Source organism: Sandaracinaceae bacterium (genome assembly GCA_016706685.1).
In the GTDB taxonomy this organism is placed as follows: Bacteria; Myxococcota_A; Polyangia; order Polyangiales; family Houyiibacteriaceae; genus JADJJE01.
In genome coordinates this window covers 70,017-85,220 of record JADJJE010000024.1, presented here as the reverse complement: position 1 = coordinate 85,220, position 15,204 = coordinate 70,017, and the positions used below count along the sequence as shown (strand labels likewise).

At 69.1% G+C, this 15,204-nt stretch carries 15 protein-coding genes; 13 read left to right on the top strand and 2 right to left on the bottom strand.

All coding sequences use genetic code 11. The features are described from left to right. Window positions 1–280 precede the first annotated feature (280 nt). The 9 genes from IPI43_24910 (at window position 281) to IPI43_24870 (ending at window position 11,048) form a co-directional block, all read left to right on the top strand. A complete protein-coding gene (locus IPI43_24910; protein ID MBK7777328.1) occupies window positions 281–931 on the top strand; it encodes a hypothetical protein in 651 nt (216 codons plus the stop codon). Then, on the top strand, window positions 931–2,595 hold the full coding sequence (locus IPI43_24905; protein ID MBK7777327.1) for a hypothetical protein: 1,665 nt from the start codon (window positions 931–933) through the stop codon (window positions 2,593–2,595). Before IPI43_24910 ends, IPI43_24905 begins: the two co-directional genes overlap by 1 nt. Before the next feature lie 28 nt (window positions 2,596–2,623). Further along, window positions 2,624–3,637, top strand: a complete 1,014-nt coding sequence (locus tag IPI43_24900; GenBank protein ID MBK7777326.1) for a sterol desaturase family protein — start codon at window positions 2,624–2,626, stop codon at window positions 3,635–3,637. Window positions 3,638–3,696: 59 nt separating this feature from the next. Next, window positions 3,697–3,927 carry a hypothetical protein gene (locus IPI43_24895; protein MBK7777325.1) on the top strand — a complete coding sequence of 77 codons (231 nt, stop codon included), beginning with the start codon at window positions 3,697–3,699 and terminating at the stop codon, window positions 3,925–3,927. A gap of 266 nt (window positions 3,928–4,193) precedes the next feature. Further along, window positions 4,194–4,964: a ParA family protein gene (locus IPI43_24890; GenBank protein MBK7777324.1), complete on the top strand. Its 771-nt coding sequence runs from the start codon at window positions 4,194–4,196 to the stop codon at window positions 4,962–4,964. 3 nt (window positions 4,965–4,967) lie between these two features. Further along, a complete protein-coding gene (locus IPI43_24885) occupies window positions 4,968–5,822 on the top strand; it encodes a ParB/RepB/Spo0J family partition protein (GenBank protein ID MBK7777323.1) in 855 nt (284 codons plus the stop codon). Between the two features lie 110 nt (window positions 5,823–5,932). Then, entirely contained in the window at window positions 5,933–6,790 is an 858-nt protein-coding gene (folD, locus tag IPI43_24880; GenBank protein MBK7777322.1) for a bifunctional methylenetetrahydrofolate dehydrogenase/methenyltetrahydrofolate cyclohydrolase FolD, read from the top strand. A 95-nt stretch (window positions 6,791–6,885) separates the two neighbouring features. Continuing rightward, window positions 6,886–10,080, top strand: coding sequence for an isoleucine--tRNA ligase (locus tag IPI43_24875; GenBank protein MBK7777321.1), 3,195 nt, complete (start codon window positions 6,886–6,888; stop codon window positions 10,078–10,080). Continuing rightward, the gene (locus IPI43_24870; GenBank protein ID MBK7777320.1) at window positions 10,080–11,048 is read left to right on the top strand and encodes a prolipoprotein diacylglyceryl transferase; all 969 of its coding nucleotides are present in this window, start codon (window positions 10,080–10,082) and stop codon (window positions 11,046–11,048) included. The genes IPI43_24875 and IPI43_24870 overlap by 1 nt, the downstream gene beginning before the upstream one ends. A gap of 473 nt (window positions 11,049–11,521) precedes the next feature. On the opposite strand, the gene IPI43_24865 is transcribed toward IPI43_24870, so the two are convergent. Then, a complete protein-coding gene (locus IPI43_24865) occupies window positions 11,522–12,262 on the bottom strand; it encodes a signal peptidase II (GenBank protein MBK7777319.1) in 741 nt (246 codons plus the stop codon). A gap of 202 nt (window positions 12,263–12,464) precedes the next feature. On the opposite strand from IPI43_24865, the gene IPI43_24860 reads away from it, so the two are divergent. The 3 genes from IPI43_24860 (at window position 12,465) to IPI43_24850 (ending at window position 13,599) form a co-directional block, all read left to right on the top strand. Then, the gene (locus IPI43_24860; GenBank protein MBK7777318.1) at window positions 12,465–12,998 is read left to right on the top strand and encodes a hypothetical protein; all 534 of its coding nucleotides are present in this window, start codon (window positions 12,465–12,467) and stop codon (window positions 12,996–12,998) included. 116 nt (window positions 12,999–13,114) lie between these two features. Further along, window positions 13,115–13,324: a hypothetical protein gene (locus tag IPI43_24855; GenBank protein MBK7777317.1), complete on the top strand. Its 210-nt coding sequence runs from the start codon at window positions 13,115–13,117 to the stop codon at window positions 13,322–13,324. A 44-nt stretch (window positions 13,325–13,368) separates the two neighbouring features. Further along, on the top strand, window positions 13,369–13,599 hold the full coding sequence (locus tag IPI43_24850) for a hypothetical protein (GenBank protein MBK7777316.1): 231 nt from the start codon (window positions 13,369–13,371) through the stop codon (window positions 13,597–13,599). Window positions 13,600–13,614: 15 nt separating this feature from the next. Here IPI43_24850 and IPI43_24845 read toward each other — a convergent pair whose 3' ends face one another. Next, a complete protein-coding gene (locus IPI43_24845) occupies window positions 13,615–13,995 on the bottom strand; it encodes a hypothetical protein (GenBank protein ID MBK7777315.1) in 381 nt (126 codons plus the stop codon). Window positions 13,996–14,397: 402 nt separating this feature from the next. Here IPI43_24845 and IPI43_24840 point away from each other — a divergent pair, with 402 nt between their 5' ends. Further along, complete coding sequence (locus IPI43_24840; GenBank protein ID MBK7777314.1) at window positions 14,398–15,192, top strand: HEAT repeat domain-containing protein; 795 nt, start codon at window positions 14,398–14,400, stop codon at window positions 15,190–15,192. Window positions 15,193–15,204: the final 12 nt, after the last annotated feature.

Below are 15,204 nucleotides of genomic sequence, written 5' to 3'. Positions count from 1 at the left end.
GTGCGTATGTGTGCTTGCGCGCTCCACTGAGGCCATTGCGACACATTTCCAAGAGTCACAGCCGCAAACTCACGGATTGTCTGATTTGCAGCCACTCCCGGTTGGCGTACTGTAGGCGGCGATGCCTTGGAGTGCGCCCCCGTTGCCCATGGTGAGCTTGGTGATGCTGCTGATGGCGGGAGCGAGCACGGCTTCTGCACAGCGTCGCGGCCCCCCCACGGCCACTTCCACAAGCACCCAGGACCCCGCTCCCGAGAGCGCCCCGGCAACCGACCCGGAGGTGGAGCGCCTGGCGCGCGAGCTCTTCGAGCAAGGCCGTGACGCCTACGCCAATGGTCAGTTCGCCGAGGCGCGCGACCTGTTCCAGCACTCGTACGACCTCAGCGGGCGCCCGGGGTTGCTGTACAACATCGCCCAGGCGTCGGAGCGCATGCGCGACGACCAACACGCCCTCGACGTGTACCGCGCGTATCTCGAGGCCGTGCCCGACGCCTCGGAGCGTGACTTCGTGGAGGCACGCATCGTGTTCCTCCAGGAGCGCGTTCGAGCCCAGGCGGAGACCACCACCGAGGAGCCGCGCGGCCTCGATCTGGGCCCCCTGCCCGTGGCCCTGGTCGCGGGCGGCAGTGGGCTGGCGGCGGCCGGCGGACTGCTGCTGGGCCTTGGCATCCGAGGGCGCAATCAGGTGGAAGATGCGCCCGACGGCAGGGACTACGAGGGTGTTCGTGGCGGCGGGAAGCGGGCGCGTGGGCTCGGCTATGCCGGTCAGATTGCGCTCGGGGTCGGCGTGGCGGCAGCCGTGACCGGCGTCATCCTGGTGGTCCTCAGCGACCCGGAAGACGCGGACGGGAGCGCGCGGCGAGGCCCGAACGAGAGGCAGCTGGCGCTGCGCATCGGGCTCGGGGACCTGACGCTGATGGGGAGCTTCTGATGCGGCGCGTCACGCTGCGCTGGTTCGCCAATGGGGTCGCGCTGTTGGCCGCTGTGTCGCTCGCTCCAGCGGGTTGTGACCTGAGTCCCGACTTCCCAGAGGGTGTGTTCGCGTGCTCGTCGGACGACGACTGCCCGGCCAGCCAGCGGTGCGTCGGAGCCGGCGCGGCCGCGCGTTGCTTCACGCCCGGCGTGGACGCGGGCCCCCTGCCCTGCGTGCCGGATGGTCTCGTGGACCTCCCCGACGCCTCGCGCACGGACTCGGACTGCGACGGCGTGGATGGGACCGCTGAGGCCTCGGTCTTCGTGAGCCCGTCGGGGGACGACCTGGCCGACGGCACGCGGGCTACACCGGTGCGCACCGTGCAGCGGGGCATGGAGTTGGCGGTGGCCGACAGCGGGCGCGACGACGTGCTGATCGCCGCTGGCACCTACCTCGAAGCCGTGGCGCTCGTGGAGGGCGTTCACCTGCACGGTGGCTATGAGCTGGACTGGACGCGCACCGCCACCGCCATCACCACGCTGCGCGCGGACCTCCCGCTCACCGCCGACGACGTGAGCGCATCGGCGCGGGTCACTGGGCTGCGCTTCGTGGCCAACGCCGCCACCGCGCCGGGCGGCTCGAGCATCGCGGCGCGCGTGCGGGGATCCACCGGGGTGTCGCTCGAGCAAGTGGTCCTCGAGGCGGGCGCCGGGGCTCCTGGTGCACCGCCACCCACCACGCCGGCACGCTCCGCCGATGCCGAAGACGGGGACACGGGCGGCGACGGTGGCCTGGTGCACGTGGACTCGCCTCCACCGGCTCGTGGTGCGGGGGGCGTCTCCGCCTGCTCGTGCGTCAACGGCGGCGCAGGAGGCTTCCCCAGCCTGTCGGCGGGCCCGCGCGTGGGCCTCCCCGGGCAGGCCGTGAGCGGAGCCGGCTGCGTCAACGGCGCCACGGGTGGGCCAGGAGGCTCAGGAGGCATGCCTGGAGCCGATGGGGTGCGGGGTGATGGCGGGGCCGCCGGAGTCGAAGGCAGCTTCGACGCGAACGGCTACGCGCCGGCCACGGGCGGCAGCGGCACCAGCGGCACGGCGGCGGGCGGTGGTGGCGGTGGTGGCGGCTCTACCGGTTTCCTGTGCGACGTCAGCAACCAGATCAACGTGTTTGGTGGCGCGGGCGGCGGTGGCGGTGCGGGCGGCTGCGGCGGCGCTGGTGGAGCGGGTGGCGCGGGCGGCGGGGCGTCCATCGGGCTCCTGCTGGTGGCGTCGCAGGTCACGCTCATCGACGTGCGCATCACGGCGGCCGACGGGGGCGCTGGCGGCGCAGGTCAGGGCGGGCAGGATGGCGGGCTCGGCGGTGACGGCGCTGGCGGCGGCCTGGGCGGGAACTTCTGCTCCATCACGCCCAGCAGCAACTACCCGGCTGGCGCCACCGGTGGCAACGGCGGCACGGGTGGCTCTGGGGGCGGCGGCGCAGGCGGCCCGGGCGGCCCCAGCATCGCGCTCCTCATGCTGGAAGGCGCCACGCAGTCCGGTTCGTCCAGCGGCGTTCAGTTGGTGGTGGGCACGGGCGGCGCAGGCGGCGCAGGGGGTGCCGCAGGCACGGGCGGCGTCGGGGTCGTCGGGAACGGCGCCACCGGCCCCATGGGCACCGCCACGCTCATGCGCACCATCGACCCCTGAGTCTCGCCTCCTGTCACGAAGGGCTCCGATGCTGAACGACGTCACCCCCTCGCCATTTCCTGCTGCACCCATCGACCCGCCGCTGACGGGGTTAGCGGACTCCTCCTGGCCACGCCGGGTGTTTGCGTACGCCATCTTCCCCGTGAGCTGTTTCGGGTCCGTGTCGCTGACCTACGCGCTCTATGCAGCGGGCTATCACGCCGGGCTCGCCACCTTCTCCGGCATCGCCCTCGGTACACTGGCCGTCGCCGTCGCCGAGCGTATTCAGCCGCGTACGCCGCTGTGGGCCAAGTCCTATGGCGACCTCCCCACAGACATCAAGCACATCGTCTTCTCACAGCTCCTGCCCTCGCCGTTCGTGGAGTTGGGGCTCGCGACCGTGTTCGGCGCAGCTGCGGTGTTGCTTGCCGAGCAGCTGGGACGTGGGCTGTGGCCAGTGGGCATCCCGCTCGTGCTGCAGGTCGCGCTGGCCGCCATCATCGGGGAGCTGGGCCAGTATGGATGGCACCGCCTGTGCCACGAGAAGCTCTGGTTCTGGCGCTTTCACGTCACGCACCACAGCGCACCGCGCCTCTGGTGGGTGAACGCCGCGCGCTTTCATCCGCTCGACAGCATCATCTCGTACACGGTCACCATGGTGCCGCTCCTGGTGCTGGGCTGCCCGCCCATGGTGGTGGCGCTCATGGCCACGTTCACCGCGGTGCACGGCCTCTTTCAGCACGCCAACGTGGACCTGCGCCTGGGCCCGCTCAATTGGGTATTCAGCATGGCCGAGCTGCACCGCTGGCATCACAGCCGCACCATCGCAGACGCCAACACGAACTACGGCGCCAACATCATCTTCTGGGACATCGTGTTCGGCACGCGGCACCTGCCCAGCGACCGCGTGCACCAGCCCGCCGATGTCGGCTTCCATGGGGACACGGCCTTTCCGCAAGGCTACTTGGGGCAGCTCATGAGCCCGTTCCGCTGGCATGCACTCACCGCCGAGCTGGATGCCGCCGCGAGCGCCGAGGCCTTGGAGAGACAAAGATCGCGCTGAAATTTTGGCGCTCCACGCACACTGTGAGAGGGTGTACTCATATGTAGGACAAAGTGGTCATGCGGACCACACGCTCCTACGGCACCCTGTGTGAGGAGCACCCCCAAATGAAGTTCGGCGGCCCCAAGTCCTACAGTTCGATGGCTGAGTTCGAGCGCGAGGAGATCCGTCCCGGCCAGAAGATTGGCTGGTCACTGGATGATCTCTACGCCGAGGCGACGTTCAACCCGGGCGAGGACGACTCGCTCTACGACGACAGCAAGAGCGAGCTGAACTTCGACTGGAGCTGACCGCCTCCGGGGCTGTCACACCCTCGTGCCATGAAAGAGCCGAGCCGCCGCGCACGCCCGCGCAGCACTCGGCTCGGTCCCTGTTGCTCCGCATCCCTTCGGCAGGGACCACCAGGTTGCCTCGAGCATCGCCCTGCGAGAGACAACCGAGCCCGACGAGTCGCCCCTCGTCGGGTTCACTTTTTCCGTCACTTTCAAGCACTCACACGGGCCTGGGGCGGAGTTGCGTTGAACCTTCGGTGCGACGCTGGTACAGCACACGCCACATGGGTCGCGTCGTTGCCATTGCAAATCAGAAGGGGGGCGTGGGTAAGACCACGACCGCCGTCAATTTGGGCGCATCGCTCGCCGTGGCCGAGCAGCGGGTCCTGCTCATCGACCTGGACCCCCAGGGCAACGCGTCCACCGGCGTGGGCTGCGCGCCCGGCACCGTCGTGCGCAGCAGCTATCAGGTGCTGTTGGGTGAGGTGGCCGTGGAAGACGCCGTGCTCGAGACCGAGCTGCCGCACTTGCACGTCATCCCGAGCACGCCAGACCTGGCCGCCGCCGAGCGCGAGCTTTTCGGGGATGACGATTGGGCCACGCGCTTCCGCGACGCCATCGCGTCCATCCGCATGCAGTACGACTTCATCCTGGTGGACTGCCCTCCTTCGCTGGGCACGCTCACCATCAACGCGCTCACGGCGGCTGACCTCGTGGTGGTCCCGCTGCAGTGCGAGTACTACGCCCTCGAGGGGCTGTCGCAGCTCACCAACACCATCGAGCGCGTGCAGAACGGCCTCAACCCCGCGCTGGCCATCCACGGCGTGGTGCTCACCATGTTCGACCCGCGCAACAACCTGGCCAACGACGTGGCGGCCGAGGTGCGCAAGCACTTCCACGTGTACGACACCATCATCCCGCGCAACATCCGCTTGGCCGAGGCCCCCTCGCACGGCAAGCCCGTCATCTTGTACGACGCGGCGTCGCGCGGCAGCTTCCAGTACCTCAACCTGGCGCGCGAGATCCTCGACGCCCTGCCCGTCCAGGCGGCCTGACTCATGGCAACGCGTAGACTCGGACGAGGGCTCGACGGCCTGCTGCCCAGCGCGCCCAGCGCGGCCCCCAAGCCTGGCGGCGCCACGGCCATGATCGAGCAGCTGCACCCCAACCGGGACCAGCCGCGCCGGCACTTCGACGACGACGCCCTGCAAGAGCTGGCCGACAGCATCGCGGCGCATGGCGTGCTCGAGCCCATCCTGGTGCGCAAGCGCGCGGCCGGTGGCTACGAGATCATCGCGGGCGAGCGGCGCTGGCGTGCGGCCCAACGTGCCGGTGTGATGGAGCTGCCCATTCACGTGCGCGAGCTGAGCGACGCCGTGGCCTTCGAGGCGGCGCTCGTGGAGAACCTCCAGCGCGAGGACCTCAACCCCCTCGAGACAGCGCGCGCCTTCCAGCGCCTGATCGACGAGTTCGGCCACTCGCAGCAGGACGTGGCGGACCGCGTGGGCAAGAACCGCGTCACGGTCACCAACGCGCTGCGCCTGCTCAAGCTGCCGGAGGCGGTGCTGGACTTGATCGACAGCGCGCAGCTGAGCGAAGGCCACGGCCGCGCCCTGCTCACCGCCCCCGACGCGGGCACCATGAAGAAGCTGGCGCGCGCGGCGGTGGCCAAGCGCATGAGCGTGCGCGACCTCGAGAAGCTGGCGCGCGCGGCGGCCAGTGGCACCAAGCCCGAGTCCACGCAGAAGCCCAGCAAGGAGAAGTCCGCCAACCTGCGCGACCTGGAGCGGCGCCTGTCGCACGCGCTCGGGTCCATCGTCACGGTGGAAGACGGCCCGGGCGGCAAGGGCGAGGTGCGCATCGCCTACGGCAGCTACGCCGAGCTCGACCGGCTGATCGAACAGCTGACCTGAGGATAACGTTTAGATGATGTGTGGTGAGCCATCATCTTTACATGATGCGGACCACCGCGGCGCGTTTGGCACTTCCCTAGCTTGCGTGCGGCTGCTACCTCCGTCGCATCATGGCGGAACAAGCGACGATCATCGACGGTAAGGCGCTGGCACAGACGGTTCGGGGCGAGGTGAAGCTCCGCGCGGAGGCCTTCTTGGCGAAGCACGGGCGGAAGCCTGGCCTGCACGTGGTGCTGGTGGGCGACGACCCGGCCAGCCACGTCTACGTGCGCAACAAGGAGAAGGCGGCGGCCCAGTGCGGCATCGCGGGTGAGATCCACCGCATGCCCGCGGACACCCGGATGGAAGACCTGCTGGCCAAGGTGGCCGAGCTGAACGGCGCGCCCGGCATCGACGGCATCCTGGTGCAGCTGCCCCTCCCCAAGCACCTGGACGACCAGACCGTGGTGGACGCCATCGACCCGGCCAAGGACGTGGACGGCCTGCACCCCGTGAACGCGGGCCTCTTGGTGGTGGGCCGCCCGGGCCTGCGCCCCTGCACCCCCAGCGGCTGCATGCGCATGCTGGCCAGCATCGGCACGGACTTGAAGGGCAAGCGCGCCATCGTGGTGGGCCGCAGCACGCTGGTGGGCAAGCCCATCGCGCTCATGCTGCTGGCCGAGCACGCCACGGTTACCATGGCGCACTCGCGCACCCTGGACCTCGCCGCCCGGGTGGCCGAGTGCGACATCGTGATCGCCGCCGTGGGCGTGCCCAAGCTCATCAAGGGTGACTGGATCAAGCCGGGGGCCACGGTCATCGACGTGGGCATCAACCGCCTGGCCGACGGAACGCTGGTGGGCGACGTGGACTACGAGAGCGCCCTGCCCCGCGCCGGCGCCATCACGCCCGTGCCCGGCGGCGTGGGCCCCATGACCATCGCCATGCTGCTCAGCAACACGGTGGACGCAGCTGAGCGGCGGGTCTGAAGCGCGCGCGGGGCGCGGCTGATCCTGCGCCTTTGAAACCCCGCCCCACGATGGTACACCGCGCCATCATGGCGTTCCGTCCCGTCAGTCCAAGCGTGAAATTCCCCGAGCTCGACGAAGAGCTGCTGGCGTTCTGGGAGCGCGAGCAGATCTTCGAGAAGACGCTCGCGGCGCCCCCCGGCGAAGACACGCGCGAGCCCTTCGTGTTCTATGAGGGCCCCCCCACGGCCAACGGCATGCCGCACGCCGGGCACGTGCTCACGCGCGTCATGAAGGACGTGTTCCTGCGCTACCGCTCCATGTGCGGGTACTACGTGCCGCGCCGCGCGGGCTGGGACACCCACGGTCTCCCGGTGGAGGTCGAGGTCGAGAAGGCGCTGGGCATCAGCGGCCGCGACGCCATCGAGGCCTACGGCGTCGAGGCCTTCAGCCGCCAGTGCATCGACTCGGTGTTCCGCTACATCGAGGAGTGGCGCCGCATGACGCGCCGCATCGGCTTTTGGGTGGACCTCGACGGCGCCTACGTGACGTTCCACAAGACCTACGTGGAGAGCGTCTGGTGGGCCCTCTCGCAGCTCTTCGAGCAAGGCTTGCTCTACCAGGGCTACAAGGTGGTCTGGTGGTGGCCGCAGGGTGGCACCGCGCTGTCGGCGGGCGAGGTGGGTCAGGGCTACCTGGCCGTCGATGACCCCTCCGTGATGGTGCGCTTCGGTGTGGTGGGGCAGGAGAAGACCTCGTTCCTGGCCTGGACGACCACGCCCTGGACCCTGCCCAGCAACGTGGCCCTCGCGGTGGGCGCGCGCCTCGACTACGTCACGGTGGAGACCGGCGAAGGCGAGCATCTGGAGCGCCTGATCCTGGCAGAGGCGCTGGTGCCGAAGGTGCTGGGCGACGCTGCGCACTCCGTGGTGGCGCGTCACAAGGGCGCCGACCTGGTGGGGCTGAGCTACGTGTCGCCGTTCTCGTATGCGACGCCCGAGGGCGGCCGCGCGCACGAGGTGGTGGCGGCCGACTTCGTGTCGCTCGAGAGCGGATCAGGTTTGGTCCACCTCGCGCCAGCGTTTGGCGAAGACGACTACCGCGTGTGCCAAGAGCTGGGCATGGGCTTCCTGCAGTTGCTGAAGCCCGATGGCACCTTCCCACCCGAGGTCACCGACTTCGCGGGGCGCTTCTGCAAGGAAGCCGACAAGGACATCATCCGCAACCTCAAGGGGCGCGGCCTGCTCTTCAAGCAAGAGGTCTACCGCCACGACTACCCCTTCTGCTGGCGCAAGATGAGTGACCCGCTCATCCAGTACGCGCGCCGAGGCTGGTTCATCCGCACCACGCAGGAGATCCACCGCGTGCAGGACAACAACCAGCAGGTGAACTGGGAGCCGAGCCACATCAAGGACGGGCGCTTCGGTCAGTTCCTGGCCGGCAACGTGGACTGGGCGCTCTCGCGCGAGCGCTTCTGGGGCACGCCCCTGCCCGTCTGGATCAACGATGAGACCGGCGCCATGGAGTGCGGCGCCTCGGTGGACGCCATCCTGGCCAAGAACCCCCGCGCGTTCGACCACTTCGCTGCCGCCCGCGAGGCCGACCCCACGTTGCAGGAGCACCTCATGGTGCACAAGCCGTGGATCGATCAGGTGACGTGGCAGAAGCCCGGCGAGCCCGGCACCTACCGCCGCGTGCCCGAGGTGATCGACTGCTGGTTCGACAGCGGCTGCATGCCCTTCGCGCAGCTGGGCTACCCGCACCACAACCAGGCGGAGTTCGAGCGCACCTTCCCGGCCGACTTCATCACCGAGGCCGTGGACCAGACGCGCGGCTGGTTCTACTCGCTGATGACCATCAGCACGCTGCTCTTCCCCGAGAAGGCCACGCCCCACCCCTTCCGCAACTGCGTGGTGCTGGGCCTGCTCACCGACGAGCACGGCAAGAAGTACAGCAAGAGCCTGAAGAACTACACGGACCCCATGGTGCTCATGGACCGCGTGGGCGGGGACGCGGTGCGCTGGGCGCTCTACTCGGCCACCGTCCCGGGCCAGAACACGCGCTTCTTCGACCAGGCCGCCACCGACGCGGTGCGCGAGTTCCTGCTCAAGATCTGGAACGTCTACAGCTTCTTCGTGACCTACGCGAACATCGACGCGTTCGAGCCCGGTAGCGCTCCGCCCATCGCGCAGCGCGCCGAGCTGGACCGCTACATCCTGGCGGAGCTGGACTCCACCGTGGGCAAGGTGCGCGCCGAGCTGGACGCTTACAAGAGCCACCTGGCCGTGCGCCACTTGCAGAGCTTCGTGGACGCGCTGAGCAACTGGTACGTGCGCCGCAGCCGCGACCGCTTCTGGGCCCCGGAGGGCGAGGACCCGTCCGACAAGCTGAGCGCGTTCGCCACCCTCTACGAAGTGCTGCTGGACCTCACCAAGCTGGTGGCGCCTTTCACGCCCTTCATCGCCGAGGAGATCTACCGCAACCTCAGCAGCGCGCGTGCGGGCCACCCCGCGTCCGTGCACTTGGCGGCTTTCCCGGAGCCCCAGGCCGAGCGCGCCGATGACGAGCTGCGCGCCTCGGTGGACGCCGTGCGCAACGTGGTCAACCTGGGCTCGCGCGTGCGCAACGACGCCAAGCTGAAGGTGCGCCAGCCGCTGGCCGAGGCCATCGTGGTGGTGGCCGACAACGCCGAGCGCGCCCGCATCGACCGCTTTGCCGCTGACGTGCGCGAGGAGCTGAACGTGAAGGCCCTGCACTTCACGCAAGAGCCCGCCAAGTACGTGGAGTTCGAGCTGCAGCCCAACTTCCGCGTGCTGGGGCCCAAGCTGGGGAAGCGCGTCCCGGCGTGCAAGGCGGTGCTGCAGAAGGCCAACGGCTCGGAGCTGCACGCGAAGCTCGAGCGCGACGGCAGCATCACGATTGATCTCGATGGGGAGGCCGTGACCCTCGAAGCGAGCGAGCTCGAAGTGCGCCTTCGCGCCAAGGAGGGCTTCGCGGCCGCATCGGGTGGTGGCCACGTGGTGCTGATCGACACGCAGATCACGGACGCGCTGCGCCGCGAGGGCCTGGCCCGCGAGGTGGTCAACCGCATCCAGCGCGTGCGCAAGGATCGCGACCTGGCCTATGACGCGCGCATCGACGTGACCTACAGCACCGACGATGCGGATCTCGGGCAGGCGCTGGCCGAGCACGCCGAGGGGATCGCGCGTGAGACCCTGGCCACGCGCTTCGTGGCTGGGCAGGTGGAGCCGGGAGACGCTAAGGTCGAGTGCGACGTCGACGGTGTCGCCCTCCACCTCGCGATCCGCTGATGTACCCCACGCTCTTCACGGTCTTCGACTACCCCGTTCCCGCCTACTTCACCCTGCTGATGGTGGGCTTCGCGGCGGCCACCTTCCTGGGTGCGCGCGTGGCGAAGCGCAACGGGCACGACGCCGACACCTTCATCGACCTGGGGCTCTTCTCGCTCATCATGGGCGTGCTCGGCGCGCGTGTGCTCCACGTGCTGGCGGACGGCTACTTCCTCCAGTACGTGAACATGTGCGTGGATCCGGGAGCTGTCGCCTGGCCCATGCCCGAAGCCGAGTGCCTGGCGATCGAGGGCTGGCGCTGGAATGCGGAGTTGGGCGGCTGCGCGCCCCTCGAGCGGGACTGCTTCGCCTGGGCCAAATTCTGGCAAGGGGGCCTCGCCTACTACGGCGGTCTCCTCGCGGCGAGCGCCTTCGGCATCTGGTTCCTCAAGCACGACAAGTTCCCCGTGCTCAAGGGCGTGGACATCGCCGGCATGGTCATCCCCGTGGGGCTGTTCTTCGGCCGCATGGGCTGCTTCTTGGGCGGCTGCTGCTTCGGCATCGAGAGCAGCAGCGCCTTCGCGGTGGTGTTCCCGCCGGGGTCCTCGGCTTCGCGCGAGCAGCACGAGCACGGCCTGCTCGAGTCCGTGAACCTGCCCTCGCTGCCGGTGGTCCCCGCCCAGCTGTTCGAGGCCATCGGGTGCCTGGGCATCGCGGCCTTCTGCATGCTCTGGCTGCGCCCGCGCAAGCGCTTCGACGGCCAGGTCATGCTGGTCTTCCTCATGCTCTACGCAGCGCTGCGCTTCACGCTCGAGTTCTTCCGAGCCGACGACCGCGGCGACTTCGGCTGGTTCACCACGTCGCAGTGGATCGGCGTGGGCATCGTGGCGTTCTGCGCGGCGATGTGGCCCCGGCTACGCGCCCGCGCGGTGCGGCTGATGAGCGCCCCAGAGGCGGACCTGGCGAGAGAAGCCGACTCCGTTTCGTGATCGTTGTCCTGGGCGTTGTCGGACGGCGACGGCTACCGACTCATCACAAGTTTTGGCAGGCTCTGGCACGTAGAATCGGCCATGTTTCTAGGGACATTGGCACCCCGGACTGAAGTCCGGGGCAGCATCCCGGGCTTGGATGAACAGCGGAAGTCCGCCCCCTGCCGGGCGCGGACTGCGTGATTCGAGGCTGGCATGCGCCTCGAATTCCGCATCGTTCCCAGCTTGGAACTCAACAGTTCTCCTGCTTGACCCGGCCTAGTCCGGGCCCGCTAGGGGCTGGACTTCCGCTCCTGCCGAGGCCCGGGATGCTGCCCCGGGTTTCAACCCGGGGTGCCAATTGCCCTTGTCTTTGTAGCACTTTCGTGCCCGCCGCCTTCGCGCCCGCGAGAGCGAACTTGTGACGAGTCGACAGCCGACTAGGTCCACGCTCACGACAACGTGGCCTTCAACCGAGCGCCAGGAGCGCCGCGTCAGCCTTCGCTGGGCGAGCTGGCCGGGAGCTGCTGGGCGTCTTCCTCGGAGTCGGCGTTGGTCTCGTCCGACTCCTCCGCAGCCGCGGCTGGCGTGACCACGCTGCCGGCTTCCAGCAGCCGAGCGCGCTCGCGGCGGCCCTCGGCGAAGCCGTCCAGCAGGATGAGCACGACGCCCACGGTGATGTGGATGTCGGCCACGTTGAAGGTCGGGTACTCCCAGCCCGGGCTCAGGAACGCCCAGCCATCGCGCACGTAGAAGCGGATGAAGTCCACCCCGACGCGACGCATCACCCGTCCCTGCAGGCTGCCGAGCGCGCCCGCGATGATGAAGGGCACGCTGTAGACGAACAGCCGCCCGCCCTGCCCGCGCATCATCAACACCGGGAGCAGCACCACCGCGAAGAGCGCCGCAGGGAAGAAGATGAGGCGGCGGAACGGGAAGTCGCGCAGGAAGCCGAACGCGGCGCCGCAGTTCTCCGCGTAGCTGAACTCGAGCACACCATCGATGAGGACTACCGGCGCGCGACGACGACGCTGGTTGCGGATGTACCCGTCTTCGTCCGGCTCGCAGACCTCCCCCGCCGGGACGAAGCTCTCTGCCGAGAGTGTCTCGAGTGCCCAGCTCTTCGAGCCGAGGTCCATGACGGTGAGCAGCGCAGCCACCGCGAGACAGATGGCCAGGAGCTTGAACGAACGGGGACTGCGCGGCGGCGGATTCACGCTGCCGACTTGCCTCATGATGACGTGACCGGCAAGGAAAATGCCTTAGCCACGGGAGCTGGCGCAGACACGTTGTGTCACATTCTACTCAAACAAAGGATGTGTTTTCTCGTAAATGTCGCTATCTATATGATTTTATTACGCACAAGAAACGTGATACAAAATCAACACAGCCCCTTGCGTGTGTCACGCAGCGTGTTACAAATAGGGAGTCATGAACGTGAACGACTCGACCACCCCTGACGAACCCGAGACCGAGGACCACGTCGAGGATGACTCGGACGAGACCACCAGCCCCGGTGGCACGCGGCCCGGCCGTAAGGAGCGTGTGCTCCACACGCGTGTCCCGGCGGTGCTCGAGTCCGAGCTGAAGCGGCTGGCCACGTCGTGGCGCATGCCCGTGTCCAACGTGGTGCGCGCGCTGCTCGAGGACGCACTCGACGCCGTGGACTCCGTGGGCACACGCGCCGAAGGCGAGCTCCACGTCGTGGCCGAGCTGCTGCGCAACCAGCGCCAGTCGCTTCGTCAGCGCGCCACGTCCGAGGTGCCTCCCCCGCCGCCCCCGGCCGCGGGCTCGCGTCCCCCGCTCGAGGGGGCCGTCGGCTTCACGCCCATGGTCCTCGCCCACGCCGCGCAGTGCGCGGTCACCGGCCGGGCCATGGCGGCCGGCGCGCAGGCTTTCTTGGTGCTCTTCACCGAGCCGGGGCGCAGCGCCATCGTCAGCCCCGAAGCAGTGCCTCAGCCCAGCAGCTGAGCGCCCTCACCATCCGCGTCGCCAACCCTGACACGCCCCGCCATGCGAGGGCCGAGGCACCGTTGCGTCCGCAACCCGATCACGAGCCCCGTGGGGCTCAGAAAGCAGAGACCGCCATGAACCAGACCAAGACCACCTACGAGCCCGTCATCGTCCCCCAGATTCAGAAGGCCGCGAACACCTTGCTCGACGTCACCAAGCTGTGGGCCAGCCAGGGCCTGAGCATGGGCAAGCAGGTCCTCGAGACCTCCGCCAAGAGCCTGTCCATGACGGCCGAGACCATCGACAGCATCAAGCAGCGCGTGGACGGCAAGACCAAGCGCTGAATCAACCCTGATCCGTTCCCTTCGTCACTCACCAGGAGATCCCCATGTTCAACCGTCCAGCACCCAGCACCCTCGACTTCTCCCGCGGCCAGCACGAGCAGATCGAGGAAATCGAAGAGCACCTGCGCGGCGTCGCCGGCAACCTCGCCGAGGTCGGACGCCTGTGGGCCAGCCAGGGGCTGCGCGTCGCCCAGACCAGCCTCAAGGTCGCGGAAGACACCCTGCGCGAGACCGCCCGCACCCTGGCCGAGCTTCGCGAGAACATCGAGAGCTGAGCCGGCGACTCCTCGTCACTCCGTGACGTCGCGCTGCAGGGCCACCAGCCGCGCGGCGGTGTGGAGAGCCAGCTGGCGAAGGTCTGCGCGCGCTTCGTCATCTTCCCCCAGGGCACGCAGCCGCTCCACGGGCACGTTCAGCAGCTCGGGGTCGGCCTCGCGTTGCTCGAGGAGACTGAATTCGAGCCCCTGGGCGATCTGGAACGCGCTCGTGAGCGCGGCGGGGGCTAGCGCCGGGTCCGTGCCGTGCGCCAGCTCCACGATCGGCGCGAGCAGGTTCTCGGGAGCCCGCGCAAACGGGGCCGCACGAACCACGGCGAGGCGCAGCTCCACGCTCGCCGCTTCGTCGGCGAGCATTGCCGCCAGCGCCGCGTCACCCACGCGCGGCGGCGGCATAGTCCATGGCATCTGCGCTCGTCACGGCCAGGAGACGATCGGCAGCGGTGGGCTCGTCGGCCGCGCCACGAGCCACACCAAGCCCCAACGCGAGGAGCGTGGACAGTGCAGCCCCCACACGGTGCAAGACCGTGCGCCGAAGGTGCCGGCCGTGGGGAGAGCGAGGCATGGGGGGCGGTATGACAACAAGCGTGTTCCAGCGCCAGCCCGTCCAACCAGGCAGGAAAGCTTGCGCGGCGACGTACATGGCGTACCTTGTAGGCCTTGGGGGTATCTGTGGCAGAACATCGCTTTTCTAAACCAGTCAGTCTTCGGTCCGCCGCCGGGAGCGCTCGGACCCTCGGCTGGACCCTCGCGGGCAGCCTCTCGCTGAGCGCGCTCGCGGGCTTCGGATGGGTGCCCATGGCGCAGCCCACGGAGGCGCAAGCACAGCGTGTACGCCATCGCGCGCGCCCTCGCCCTGCGTCGGCCGCAGCACCGGCAGTCGTCACGGACGCCACGCGCCAGAAGCTGGCTGGCAGTGACCCCGCGGCGCTCGAAGAGGCTCTGATGGAGCTCGTGCAGGTGGGCTCGGCCGACGCCGTGGAAGCCATCGCCAACCGCATCCGACGTGGGCTGCCGCGCGCGCTCGTGGTGCCCTTCGTGGAGACACTCGGCGTGCTGCACCACGCGAGCGCGGGCCCGGTGCTGATCGAGGTAGGCGTGGCACACCGCCACCCGGACGTGCGCGTGGCCGCCATCCGCGCGCTCCAGGCTTGTAGGCCCGCGGGCGCAGCAGACGCCGTGCGCGGGCGCCTCGGTGACCCTGCACCCATGGTGCGCGCCGCTGCGGCCGTGGCGCTGGGTGCGCTCCGTGATCGCGACGCCGTCGACCCGCTCTTTCGCGCGCTCGACCGCCAGCTGTACGAGGCGGCGCCGGCCCTGGCCAGCATCGTCCAAGACACCGAGATCCCCCGGCTGACCGGCTACCTCGGGCGCCTGCCCTTCGACGTCATGTCCCCGGCACTCACCGAGATCCTGGCGCGCGAAGACGTCTCCGAGCGCCGCAAGCTGGACCTCATCGCGCAGCTGCAGGAGCTGGGCACCAGCGAGGTGAAGTACTTCCTCGAGCAGCTCGCGGACTCCATCCCTGCCACCGGCCGCGACGCCCGCGTTCGGCAGGCCGCCCTCGACGCCTCACTCCGGATCGTGGACTAGCCCCATGGAGCG

Excerpts from the sequence above, each read along its gene's own strand:
- IPI43_24905 (MBK7777327.1), top strand. The coding sequence starts at position 931 with ATGCGGCGCGTCACGCTGCGCTGGTTCGCCAATGGGGTCGCGCTGTTG.
- IPI43_24900 (MBK7777326.1), top strand. The coding sequence starts at position 2,624 with ATGCTGAACGACGTCACCCCCTCGCCATTTCCTGCTGCACCCATCGAC.
- IPI43_24895 (MBK7777325.1), top strand. The coding sequence starts at position 3,697 with ATGCGGACCACACGCTCCTACGGCACCCTGTGTGAGGAGCACCCCCAA.
- IPI43_24890 (MBK7777324.1), top strand. The coding sequence starts at position 4,194 with ATGGGTCGCGTCGTTGCCATTGCAAATCAGAAGGGGGGCGTGGGTAAG.
- IPI43_24885 (MBK7777323.1), top strand. The coding sequence starts at position 4,968 with ATGGCAACGCGTAGACTCGGACGAGGGCTCGACGGCCTGCTGCCCAGC.
- folD (MBK7777322.1), top strand. The coding sequence starts at position 5,933 with ATGGCGGAACAAGCGACGATCATCGACGGTAAGGCGCTGGCACAGACG.
- IPI43_24870 (MBK7777320.1), top strand. The coding sequence starts at position 10,080 with ATGTACCCCACGCTCTTCACGGTCTTCGACTACCCCGTTCCCGCCTAC.
- IPI43_24865 (MBK7777319.1), bottom strand. The coding sequence starts at position 12,262 with ATGAGGCAAGTCGGCAGCGTGAATCCGCCGCCGCGCAGTCCCCGTTCG.
- IPI43_24855 (MBK7777317.1), top strand. The coding sequence starts at position 13,115 with ATGAACCAGACCAAGACCACCTACGAGCCCGTCATCGTCCCCCAGATT.
- IPI43_24850 (MBK7777316.1), top strand. The coding sequence starts at position 13,369 with ATGTTCAACCGTCCAGCACCCAGCACCCTCGACTTCTCCCGCGGCCAG.
- IPI43_24845 (MBK7777315.1), bottom strand. The coding sequence starts at position 13,995 with ATGCCGCCGCCGCGCGTGGGTGACGCGGCGCTGGCGGCAATGCTCGCC.
- IPI43_24840 (MBK7777314.1), top strand. The coding sequence starts at position 14,398 with ATGGCGCAGCCCACGGAGGCGCAAGCACAGCGTGTACGCCATCGCGCG.